Source organism: Nocardiopsis sp. CC223A (assembly GCF_030766825.1).
Taxonomy (GTDB): domain Bacteria; phylum Actinomycetota; class Actinomycetes; order Streptosporangiales; family Streptosporangiaceae; genus Nocardiopsis.
In genome coordinates this window covers 1-10,512 of the sequence record NZ_JASFDV010000137.1, presented here as the reverse complement: position 1 = coordinate 10,512, position 10,512 = coordinate 1, and the positions used below count along the sequence as shown (strand labels likewise).

10 protein-coding genes and 1 pseudogene are annotated in these 10,512 nt (G+C 75.8%); 7 read left to right on the top strand and 4 right to left on the bottom strand.

What is annotated here, in order from left to right:
* A pseudogene (locus QJS33_RS30415) lies at positions 1-493 on the top strand (hypothetical protein); the annotation flags it as partial.
* Between the two features lie 92 nt (positions 494-585).
* Positions 586-1,800, top strand: a complete 1,215-nt coding sequence (fahA, locus tag QJS33_RS30410) for a fumarylacetoacetase (protein WP_306371520.1) — start codon at positions 586-588, stop codon at positions 1,798-1,800.
* 31 nt (positions 1,801-1,831) lie between these two features.
* Here the strand turns inward: fahA and QJS33_RS30405 are convergent, their stop codons facing one another.
* Complete coding sequence (locus QJS33_RS30405; RefSeq protein WP_306371519.1) at positions 1,832-3,187, bottom strand: MFS transporter; 1,356 nt, start codon at positions 3,185-3,187, stop codon at positions 1,832-1,834.
* Positions 3,188-3,452: 265 nt separating this feature from the next.
* Between QJS33_RS30405 and QJS33_RS30400 the strand changes: the two genes are divergently transcribed.
* The gene (locus QJS33_RS30400) at positions 3,453-4,091 is read left to right on the top strand and encodes a maleylpyruvate isomerase family mycothiol-dependent enzyme (RefSeq protein WP_306371518.1); all 639 of its coding nucleotides are present in this window, start codon (positions 3,453-3,455) and stop codon (positions 4,089-4,091) included.
* Positions 4,092-4,181: 90 nt separating this feature from the next.
* Here QJS33_RS30400 and QJS33_RS30395 read toward each other — a convergent pair whose 3' ends face one another.
* Positions 4,182-4,586: a GatB/YqeY domain-containing protein gene (locus QJS33_RS30395; RefSeq protein ID WP_306371517.1), complete on the bottom strand. Its 405-nt coding sequence runs from the start codon at positions 4,584-4,586 to the stop codon at positions 4,182-4,184.
* A 173-nt stretch (positions 4,587-4,759) separates the two neighbouring features.
* Between QJS33_RS30395 and QJS33_RS30390 the strand changes: the two genes are divergently transcribed.
* The 3 genes from QJS33_RS30390 to QJS33_RS30380 all read left to right on the top strand — a co-directional run bounded on the left by QJS33_RS30390 (position 4,760) and on the right by QJS33_RS30380 (position 7,592).
* On the top strand, positions 4,760-5,884 hold the full coding sequence (locus QJS33_RS30390) for a sensor histidine kinase (RefSeq protein ID WP_306371516.1): 1,125 nt from the start codon (positions 4,760-4,762) through the stop codon (positions 5,882-5,884).
* A gap of 211 nt (positions 5,885-6,095) precedes the next feature.
* Positions 6,096-6,779, top strand: coding sequence for a response regulator transcription factor (locus tag QJS33_RS30385; protein ID WP_306371515.1), 684 nt, complete (start codon positions 6,096-6,098; stop codon positions 6,777-6,779).
* 156 nt (positions 6,780-6,935) lie between these two features.
* On the top strand, positions 6,936-7,592 hold the full coding sequence (locus QJS33_RS30380) for a DUF2306 domain-containing protein (RefSeq protein WP_306371514.1): 657 nt from the start codon (positions 6,936-6,938) through the stop codon (positions 7,590-7,592).
* A 201-nt stretch (positions 7,593-7,793) separates the two neighbouring features.
* Here QJS33_RS30380 and QJS33_RS30375 read toward each other — a convergent pair whose 3' ends face one another.
* Together QJS33_RS30375 and QJS33_RS30370 are read right to left on the bottom strand one after the other, a co-directional pair.
* The gene (locus tag QJS33_RS30375) at positions 7,794-8,087 is read right to left on the bottom strand and encodes a hypothetical protein (RefSeq protein WP_306371513.1); all 294 of its coding nucleotides are present in this window, start codon (positions 8,085-8,087) and stop codon (positions 7,794-7,796) included.
* A 262-nt stretch (positions 8,088-8,349) separates the two neighbouring features.
* Positions 8,350-9,831, bottom strand: a complete 1,482-nt coding sequence (locus QJS33_RS30370; protein WP_306371512.1) for an MFS transporter — start codon at positions 9,829-9,831, stop codon at positions 8,350-8,352.
* Positions 9,832-9,908: 77 nt separating this feature from the next.
* On the opposite strand from QJS33_RS30370, the gene QJS33_RS30365 reads away from it, so the two are divergent.
* Positions 9,909-10,496: a helix-turn-helix domain-containing protein gene (locus QJS33_RS30365; RefSeq protein ID WP_306371511.1), complete on the top strand. Its 588-nt coding sequence runs from the start codon at positions 9,909-9,911 to the stop codon at positions 10,494-10,496.
* Positions 10,497-10,512 lie beyond the last annotated feature (16 nt).

The window sequence follows — 10,512 nt, the reverse complement described above, 5'->3', positions numbered from 1 at the left end:
GGCGGGCGGGGCGGCCGGGGAGTCCTACGTGGAGGTGTCCCGCGAGGACGGGCCCGAGGGGGCCCGCGCGGACCTGGCGGCGCTCGCCTCCGCCGGGCTCCGCGCCAAGTTCCGCACCGGCGGGGTCACCGCGCAGGCCCACCCCACCGAGGACGAACTGGCCGGGTACCTGTACGCCGCCGTCGACCTCGGGGTGCCCTTCAAGTGCACCGCCGGGCTGCACCACGCCGTCCGGCACACCACCGCCGAGGGGTTCGAGCAGCACGGTTTCCTCAACGTGCTGCTGGCCACCGACACCCTCGTCCGGGGCGGGAGCGCCGCCGAGGCGGCCGAGGTCCTGGCCGAACGGGACGGCCGGGTCCTGACCGCCCGCGCCGGGGGCCTCACCGCCCGGGAGGCGGCCGCGGTCCGGGCCGCGTTCCGCTCCTTCGGCACGTGCAGCATCATCGAGCCGCTGGAGGACCTCATCGTCCTCGGGGCGCTCGACCTCTAGAACCGCCGGAACCGCCGACGAACCACCACCCCCGCGGCCGGACCGGTACCGGCGCTCCGGCCGCGGGGCCGCACCCAGAAAGCGCACACCCCATGCCCGACAGCTGGATCGACCTGCCCCAGGACACCGAGTTCGGCCTGGCCACCCTGCCGTACGGGGTGTTCAGCACCGACGGCGGGGGCGCCACCCGCCTGGGCACCGCCATCGGCGCCCACGTCCTGGACCTGGGCGCCGCCGCGCGCGCCGTCGGCTCGCCCCACGCCGACCTGCTCGGTGCCCCGAACCTCGACGCGCTGCTGGCCGCCGGCCGCCCCGTGTGGGACCGGGTCCGCGCCGACCTGGCGGACTGGCTCACCGACCCCGCCCACGAGGCCGCCGTGCGCCCCCACCTGGTGGACCGGGCGTCGGTGCGGCTGCACCTGCCGTTCACCGTCGCCGACTACGTCGACTTCTACGCCTCCGAGCACCACGCCACCAACGTGGGCCGGATCTTCCGCCCCGACCAGGCACCGCTCACCCCCAACTGGAAGCACCTGCCCATCGGGTACCACGGCCGCTCCGGGACCATCGTGGTGTCGGGCACCGACATCGTCCGCCCCACCGGGCAGCGCAAGCCGCCCACCGAGCCGACCCCGGTCTTCGGCCCGTCGGCGCGGTTGGACATCGAGGCCGAGGTGGGCTTCGTGGTCGGCACCCCCAGCCCGATGGGCGAACGGGTCGCGGTGGACGGCTTCGCCGACCACGTCTTCGGCGTGTTCCTGCTCAACGACTGGTCCTCGCGCGACCTCCAAGCCTGGGAGTACGTGCCGCTGGGCCCGTTCCTGGGCAAGTCGTTCGCCACGTCGGTCTCCCCGTGGGTGGTACCGCTGGCCGCCCTGGAGTCGGCCCGGGTGGAGCAGCCGGCCCAGGACCCCGAGCCGCTGCCGTACCTGCGCGGAACCGGGCCCTGGGGCCTGGACCTGCGGCTGGAGGTACGGCTCAACGGGCACGTGGTGTCGCGGCCCCCGTTCTCGCAGATGTACTGGACGGCGGCGCAGCAGCTCGCCCACATGACCGTCAACGGGGCGTCGCTGCGCACCGGCGACGTGTACGCCTCGGGCACGGTGAGCGGCCCCGAGGTGGAGCAGCGGGGCTGCCTCCTGGAGCTGACCTGGAGCGGTAGGGAACCGCTGCGGCTGCCGGACGGCACCGAGCGCACCTTCCTGGAGGACGGGGACGAGGTCACCATCACGGCGACCGCCCCCGGCCCGGACGGGTCCCTCGTCCACTTCGGCGAGGTGAGCGGGCGGATCCTGCCCGCCGGGTAGGCGCCGGGCCCGGGCCGCGGGCCCGGGCCCCTCAGCCCTCGGGGGCGGTCTCGGGGATGCGCCGCCCCAGGACCCCGGCGGCCAGCGCCGCCGCCACCAGGGCCAGGCCGGTCAGGGCCAGCCCCGTGGGCGGGTCGGCGTCCACCAGCAGCGGCACCACCAGCATCCCCGCCGTCCCGCACAGGCGCACCACCATGTGGTGCGCCGACAGCACCGCCACCCGTTCCGCCATGGGGAAGCGGTCCGCGATGGACACCTGGAGGGTGACGCTCGCCCACGGCGTGGCCGCGCCCGACAGGACCATGACCACCGCCAGCACCCCCACGGTGGGCGAGAGCCCCATGGCGGCCAGCAGCAGCCCGGCGACCGCCCAGGCCGCGCAGAACACCGGCAGCCACGGCCCCCGCGGGCGCAGGTTGCCCACCGTCAGGTTGCCCGCCACCGCGCCCACGGCCGCCAGCGCGGTCAGCGCCCCGTAGACGCCCAGGCCCTCCTCGTGGACGGTGCTGAGCAGGATCGGCAGGCCCACGGCCGAGGCGGTGCCCGCCAGCTGCCCGGCCCCGTTGAGCACCACCGCGACCGCCACCGACGGGTGGGAGCGCACCAGGATCCGCCATCCCGCGGCGGTGGCACCGGGGTGCAGCGGTTGCGGGGGGAGACGGGAGCGCAGGGTCGGCGGGGGCGGGGGTGCGGGGTGATCCGCCGGGAGGGGGCCGCACGCGTGGCCCGGGCCGTCCCGCGTGCGCTCCCGGTGCGCGGGTGCGCGGCCCAGCCCCGCGATCACCAGCGCGCTCACCAGGAACCCCACGGCGGTCGCCCCGTAGAAGCCGACCTCGTTCACGACCAGCAGCAGCGCCCCGGCGGCCCCCGGGCCCAGGATGCGGGCCAGGCGGCCGGCCAGGTCCAGCAGCCCCATCAGCGGCCGTACCCGGTCGCCGTCGACCAGTGAGGGGGCCAGCGCGGGCAGCAGTGGTTCCAGGAGGGAGGAGGCCGTCCCCACCAGGAGCGCCACGACCAGCAGCAGGGCCACCCGCAGGTGCGCGGTGACGTCGGCGGCCTGCTGTGTTGCGGCGACCCGGGCCCAGGTGTCCAGCAGCGCCCAGGCCGGGGGCACCGAGGCCACGACGGCCGCATAGGCCAGCTGCACGAGGGCCAGCCGCCCCCAGGTGGCCAGGCGGCCGGTCAGCCGCCGGCCGAAGGCGCCGACGAGGATGTAGGGGATCGACTCCAGGACCGCGACCAGGCCCATGAGGAAGGCCGAACCGGTGGCCTGCCACACCAGCCACATCACGGCCAGGGCGTACAGGCGGCCCCCCACCACGGCCAGGAGCTGTGCCGCCCACAGCGCCGCCACGCGCCCTTGCCGCAGCAACCGCAGGTAACCCACGCGCGTGCCTCCTGTGGTCGGTCCCGGGGGCCGGGATCAGGGCCATGGGGCGGGCCCACTCCGGCGAATACCCGAATACCCGGAGAAAAGCCCCGGATTCCCACTGTGGCGGAGGCGGAACGCGCACAGGTCGGCCACAGCGCGGTGTTCTGTCGGGGGCGCGGGGGAGGATCGGCCGTGACCACAGGCCGACACCGAACCGAAGAGGGGGCCCGATGGCACTCGGGACATCCACCCGCCACGACGCCGTAGGGAGGCGATCGCCGTGAGAAGAGGAGGAGAGGACCTGTGGCCGCTGGTCCACGCCGAGCGTGCGGCCCTGGCCGACGACCTCGCCGGGCTGTCCGAGGAGGACTGGGCGACCCCGTCCCTGTGCAGCGGGCTGACGGTGCGCGAGGTCCTCGCGCACCTGACCTCCGCGGCGAGCCTCAACGGCCTTCAGTGGTTCGTCGGGGTCGTCCGCTGCCGGTTCGACTTCGACGCCCAGGTCGCGATGCGCCTGGCCGAGCAGATGGGGACCTCCGGCGCCGACGCCCTCGCCCGCTTCCGCGCGGTGGTGTCGAGCACGACCTCGCCGCCGCTGCCCCGGATCGCCATGCTGGGCGAGGCCGTCGTGCACGGTGAGGACATCCGGCGCCCGCTGGGCATCGCGGCCGACCGGCCCGTCGGCATCCTGACGCGGGTCGCCGAGTACTACCGGGGCTCGGACCAGGTCGTCGTCGCCAAGAGCCGGGTGGCGGACCTGCGGCTGGAGGCCACCGACGGACCCTTCGCGGCCGGGACCGGGCCGCGGGTCGCCGGGAACACGCTCGCTCTGATCATGGTGATGACCGGCCGGTCGTCGCACCTGGACGAGCTGAGCGGCGACGGGGTGGAGGTGCTGCGCGGCCGCACGGGAGGGTGAGCCCGCCCAGCCGGTCGGCGGTGGTGCGCCCGCCCCGGCGCACCGCGACGGGTCGTCCCGGCGGGAGCCGGGTCACCGGACCCACCGAGGTCATACCGTTCCGCCGGTCCCGTCGGTGAGGTAGCCGGCCAGGACGTCGGCCTCGGCGCGCAGCCGCTCGGCGGCGTCGTGCCTGCCGTGGTCGGTGTAGCGCCCGGCCTCGGCCCGGCGCTCGGCGACCTGGGCGTGCAGCAGGCCGTGGAGCTCCTCGGCGGACAGGACGCGGCGGGGCGCCTCGGTCGAGCCGACGCCCGTGCTCGCACCGGCGACATGCTCGCTCCCGGCGGCCCCGGTGCCCGCGGGGGCGGTGACGGCCTCGGCGTTGTCGATGGCGGCCAGGGCCGTGCGCAGCGCGGAGACGGCTTCGGGCCGGCGGGCCTTCATCGCCGCGACCAGGTCGGCGCGCAGCAGTGCGCGCAACTCCCGGGCCGGTCGGTGTCCTGGGGTCGTGTCCACGTTTCCCGTTCCTTCCCTGCGTTCACTCTGACATGGTGAAAATGTCCATTCGCTACCTTAAGTGCAATCTGATAGGGATGGATAAGGAATCTTGAGGCAGGGTGGGAGGGGTGCGGTGGTGTCGGCGCGGTCCGTCCCGCCACGGGCCGCCGAGTCCGCTGTACCCTGGCCCTGTGCGCGGCCTTCTCCGCTCCCTGTGGGACGAACCCCGGCCCCCCCGCCCACCGTCGCGGGCACGGCGGGACCTGGCGCTCGTGGGCGTGCTCGCGGCCGTCGCGGTGGTCGAGGCCGTGCTACGCCCCGACCTGCCCTGGCGGATCCCGACGCTGCTCCTGACCGTCGGCCTGATCGCCCTGCTGCCGTTGCGCCGCACCCGCCCGCTGGCGGTGGTCACGGTCACCTTCGGCCTCTCGGGGCTGGCCACCGCGGTCCTGGGCGGACAGGACACCGTGCTGTACACGACGGCCTGCTTCCTGCTGCTGCCCTACGCGCTCTTCCGGTGGGGGTCGGGCCGGGAGATCGCGGCGGGCTCGGCCGTCATGCTCGCCGGGGCCGTGGCCCCCGTCCTGTTCGGGGCCCCCGCCGACACGCTGGGCGGGGCCGCGGTGCTGTCCTCGGCCGCGGCCCTGGGCGCGGCCCTGCGGTACCGGGCCGGGGCCAGGGAGCGCGAGTTCGAGCGGGCCCGGCTGCTCGAACGCGAACGGATCGCCCGCGACCTGCACGACACCGTCGCCCACCACGTCTCGGCGATGGCGATCCGTGCCCAGGCCGGGCTGGCGGTGGCGCGGACGCGGCCCGGGGCCGCGGTCGACGCCCTGGAGGTCATCGAGGCCGAGGCGGCCCGGGCCCTGACCGAGATGCGCGCCCTGGTGCGCGTTCTGCGCCGGGACGACACCGACCCCGCGGCGCGGGTGCCCCAACCGCGGGTGGGCGACCTGCGCGCGCTCGCCGGGGGTTCGGGACCCGCCGTGGAGGTGGAGGTCGACGACGGACTCGACGACCTGCCGCCGGAGGTGGCGGCCGCGGTCCACCGCCTGGCCCGGGAGGCGGTCACCAACGCGCGCAGGCACGCCCGCAACGCCACCCGCGTCCACGTGCGCGTCACCGCCGACGACACGTCGGTGCACCTGCGGGTCAGCGACGACGGGGACCCCGTCACCCGGCGGTCCACCGGCTACGGGCTCATCGGCATGGCAGAACGGGCCGACCTGCTCGGCGGCACCTGCCGGGCCGCGCCCGAGGCCGGACGGGGCTGGACCGTGACCGCCGACCTGCCCCGGTCCGGGGCGGCGGCCTGATGCCGGAGCCGAGCCACGGGACGAAGCGCGGGCCGGTCCTCATAGGGCCTGCGGTCGCGCAGGATCGCGAACAGCACATCGACCCGTCGGCGGGCCGGGCGGCCATGACACCTGGGCCGTCTCGTGCGGCCGGCGTGAAAGCCGTACCCGGCCCGCTCGCGCCACCCCGTCGCCGCGAACGGTCGGGGCGCACTCAAGAAGGTGGGGCGGTATGAGCGGCGGCGGGCCCGGGGCCGTCCGGGTGGTCGTCGCCGACGACCAGGAGATCGTCCGCACCGGCCTGACGATGATCCTCGACGCCCAGCCGGGTATCGAGGTCGTCGGCCAGGCCGCCGACGGCCGGGAGGCCGTCGCGCTGGCGCGCCGCCTGCGCCCCGACGTGTGCCTGTTCGACATCCGCATGCCCGGCACCGACGGCATCGAGGCGACGCGCCTGCTGGCCGGGCCGGACGTGGCGGACCCCCTCGCGGTGATCGTCATCACCGTGTTCGACCTCGACGAGTACGTGTACGCCGCGCTCAAGGCCGGGGCCCGCGGGTTCCTGCTCAAGGACGCCGGGACCGACCTGCTCGCCCAGGCCGTGCGGGCCGCCGCCGCGGGCGACGCGCTCATCGCCCCCAACGTCACCCGGCGGCTGCTCGACGCGTTCGCGGGGCGCCGCCCGGCCGGGCCTCCCGCGCAGCCCGCCGAGGCGCTCACGGACCGGGAGGAGCAGATCCTGGAGGCCGTGGCCCGGGGCCGGACCAACGGCGAGATCGCCCGGGAGACCTACATCGCGGTGAGCACGGTCAAGACCCACATCGCCAGCCTCATGGCCAAGCTCGGCGCCCGCAACCGGGTGGAGGTCGCCATGTGGGCCTACGAGACCGGGCGGGTCGGGGGCACGCCGCGCTGACCGCAGGTCCTCGTCGGCCGAAAGGGGGAGCCGCCCCTCGGGCTTTCGGGGGAGGCGATCGCGGCCCGAGCGCCGATGCCCCGGTGCCGCTCCGGCGGCCAGGATCGGGTCACGGCGGTGGACGCGGTGTCCGCCGCGGCAGTGAAAGGACCCGTCGTGACCCCCTCCGCCCGACGCGAGTGGCCCGTACCCGTTCTGCTGATCCTGCTCAGCGCCGTCCCCGTGATCGCGGGCGGCGTGCGCCTGGGCGACCTGGGCTCGGGCGGACCGGTCACCCCGGAGAACTCCCGGTTCTTCGCCGACCCGGTGCCCGTGGTGCTGCACATCGTCGCCGTGGTGCCCTACTGCCTGCTGGGAGCGCTACAGTTCGCGCCCGGGCTGCGCCGCCGCCGCTGGCACCGCCTCTCGGGGCGGATGCTGGTCCCGCTGGGGCTGCTCTCGGCGCTGACGGGGCTGTGGATGTCCCTGGCCTATCCCCTGAACGAGGGGGAGGACGTGTCGCTGACCCTGATCCGGCTGGTGTTCGGGAGCGCTATGGCGGCGGCGATCCTGCTGGGGTTCGCGGCGGTCCGGCGCCGCGACATCCCCCGGCACCGGGCCTGGATGATCCGCGGGTACGCGATCGGGCTGGGGGCGGGCACCCAGGTGTTCACCCACCTGCCCTGGGTGCTGTTCCTGGGACAGCCGGACGGGACGGTCCGGTCGGTGCTGATGGCCGCCGGGTGGGTGATCAACCTCGCCGTCGCCGAGTGGGCCATCCGCCGGAACCCGGCGGGCACCGGGGTGCGGGCCGCCGCCGCGGCCCCCCGCTGACCCGCGGGGCACGGCCACGTCCCCCGGGGGCGGCGTGACTTTCGCGTGGGCGCGCCCTTGCAGAGGTCATCGCGATGGTCGGCCGACGCCGGGCGGCCACCGCGCGCCGGCGGCCCGCTGACCGGGTCGGAAGAGCCGCTGCAAGCGGCGGGACGCCCTCCGGGGCACGGCCCGCGTCCGGCGGAAGGGAGCGGCGGGCCGCTACGGAGGGGGCCCGTGGCCGCTGTCGGTGCGCAGGCAGTGGCCGACGGGATCGGGCTCACCGAACGCGCGGTGCAGGGAGGAGGACTCCAACAGGCCCAGCAGCAGGGCGGCGGCGGCCGCGGACGTGCAGGCGAGTACGAGGCCCCGGTTCCTGCGGCCTGCCCGCGCCGCGGGCGGTCGCTCGTGCGGGGCGCCGTGGGGCCGCCCGGCCGGCAGGTGTGCGGAGGGGTTTTCGAGATCGTTCGCCCCGTGGGGGAGGGACGGCGAATCCGTGTCCGAAAGTGCGCGCATGAAGTCCTTTGCCGTGTGTTCGCAGCGTTGAATGTACAGTCGGACGATTCGATCCGCGGGGGTGTCCGCACATCTTCCGGAAGTGGAGACCAAGGTCCCGCACCGGAACCCGGTGGACGTCCCCGAACATCGCCCGGATATGCCGTCGAACCATGTCGATATCGGTCATCCGTCGCGGATCGGGGTGCTCCACGGCCCTCGAACCGCGGGTGTCCGAGGGGTTCCGCCCCGCCCGCCCCGCCACCGGCGCGGGCGGGGCACGTCACCGGCGGAGCGTCGCGCCCCGCGGGACCGCCGCGGTGAGGGCGGCCGCGGCGAGCCCGCAGGCGGCGATGGTGAAGGTCACCGCCACGGCCCCGGTGAGGGCCTCGGGCGACGCCGTGGCGACGTCGGCGGTCCCCGCGGCGGCGGCGAAGAGAGCGCCCAGCGCCGACGTCCCGGTGAGGAGCCCGAGGTTCCTCGACAGGCCCAGCACCCCGGAGGCGGCCCCGCGCCGCCCGGCGGTGACGGCGGCCATGACCCGGGTGTTGTTCGCGGCCATGAACAGCTGGTACCCGGGGGCGAGCGCGACCGCACCGACCAGGTACCCCGCAAGACCCCACGGACCGGGGAGGAGGGCCAGGGCCAGTGCCGCGGCGGCCATCACCGCCAGACCCGCCGCCGTCGTCCGCGCCGCCCCGAGGCGGTCGACGGTCCGGCCCGCGAGGACCCCGGTGCACAGGGAGGCGACGGGCCCGGCCGCCATGACCGCGCCGACCGCCGCGGGGCCCAGCCCCAGGGCGCCCGCGAGGTAGAACGGGCCGACGATGAGCGTGCCCATCATGACGGCCCCGACGACCAGGTTCAGCGCCGCCCCGGGCAGCAGCACCCGGGAACCCGGCTCGCCCACGGGGATCAGGGGGTGCGCGGAACGGCGTTCGACGAGCACGAACACGACCAGCCCCGCGGCCGCGCCGCCCAGGAGGGCCAGGACCGGCAGGGCGCCGAGCGCGCCCGGGTCGGTGACGCCGAGCGTGTAGAGCACGACGACCCCGGTGAGGACCACGGCCCCGACCCCGTCGAAGCGCCCGGGGGAGCCACCGCCCCGCCGGGGTGCCCCCGCACCGGGCCCGTCGCCCGGTGCGGCGGCCCCGGTGCCGCCGACACGCCCACGGGCGTGCCCGTTCCGACGCGGTGCGCCCGCACCGGGCACACCGCCCAGCCCGAGGGCGATGAGCGGGACGGGGGCCGCCATCGCCCAGAACACCGCGGTCCAGTCCCACAGGCCGATGAGGGCGCCGCCGAGTGAGGGCCCCAGGGCGGTGCCCGCCGCGGAGGCCGTCCCCAACAGGCCCATCACCGTTCCGGTGCGCTCGGCGGGCACGGCATCGCGGACCATCGCCGGCGGCAGCGCCATCATCACCGCGGCGCCCACCCCCTGGACACCGCGCGCGACCACCAGGACCCACAGCGAGGGGGCGAGCGCACCGGCGATCGCGCCCGCGGCGAACACCGGCAGACCGACCGCCAGCACCCTGCGGCGTCCGAAGACATCGCCGAGGTGTCCGACCGCCACGCTCACCGCCGTCATCGCCAGGAGGTACGCCAGCACCACCCACCGGGCCTGCCCGAAGGTCGCACCGAAGGCGTCGGCCACCTCCGGCAGGGCGACGTTCGCCGCACTCGTTCCCATCGCCGCGGACAGTACGCACACCGCCAGTACCGGCACGGCGGTGCCCCGGCGCTTCCTCTGCACAGTTGCCATGGGCAGACCGTCGGCCACCGATCCCGGAACCGGCAACCTTTGTTGCCGATTCCGGGACGCCGTGGTGGAGTGGAGCCATGGGAGAGCGAGAGGAATCCATCGCCGCAGCGCTGGACCAGGTCGGGCCCCGGCTCCAGGAACTGCGCAAACGGCGAGGGCTCACCCTCGCGGAGCTGGCCGCGGGCACCGGGGTGTCCAAGAGCACCCTGTCGCGGCTGGAGACGGGACAGCGCAGGCCGAGCCTGGAACTGCTGCTGCCCCTGGCCCGGGCCCACCGGGTGCCGCTGGACGACCTCGTGGGCGCGCCGGAGACCGGCGACCCGCGCATTCGGCTGCGGCCGCGCCGGGTCAACGGCAGGACCGTCGTTCCGCTCACGCGCAGGCGGGGCACGACCCACGCGTGGAAGATCATCGTCCCGCGGGAGTTCTCGGTCCCCGAGCCCAGGACCCACACGGGGACGGAGTGGATCTACGTCCTTTCGGGCCGGTTGCGGCTGCTGCTCGGCGAGCGCGAGCTGGACCTGGGGCCGGGGGAGATCGCCGAGTTCGACACGCGGATCCCGCACTGGTTCGGCAGCGACGGAGAGCACGAGGCGGAGATCCTCAGCATCTTCGACCTGGAGGGCGAACGCGCCCACACCCGCACGCACACCGCGGCGCGGTGACGGCGGCCGCCGCACG

Bases quoted from the DNA above. Each gene is read 5' to 3' on its own strand.
- fahA (WP_306371520.1), top strand. From the start codon at position 586: ATGCCCGACAGCTGGATCGACCTGCCCCAGGACACCGAGTTCGGCCTG.
- QJS33_RS30385 (WP_306371515.1), top strand. From the start codon at position 6,096: ATGAGCGGCGGCGGGCCCGGGGCCGTCCGGGTGGTCGTCGCCGACGAC.
- QJS33_RS30375 (WP_306371513.1), bottom strand. From the start codon at position 8,087: ATGCGCGCACTTTCGGACACGGATTCGCCGTCCCTCCCCCACGGGGCG.
- QJS33_RS30370 (WP_306371512.1), bottom strand. From the start codon at position 9,831: ATGGCAACTGTGCAGAGGAAGCGCCGGGGCACCGCCGTGCCGGTACTG.
- QJS33_RS30365 (WP_306371511.1), top strand. From the start codon at position 9,909: ATGGGAGAGCGAGAGGAATCCATCGCCGCAGCGCTGGACCAGGTCGGG.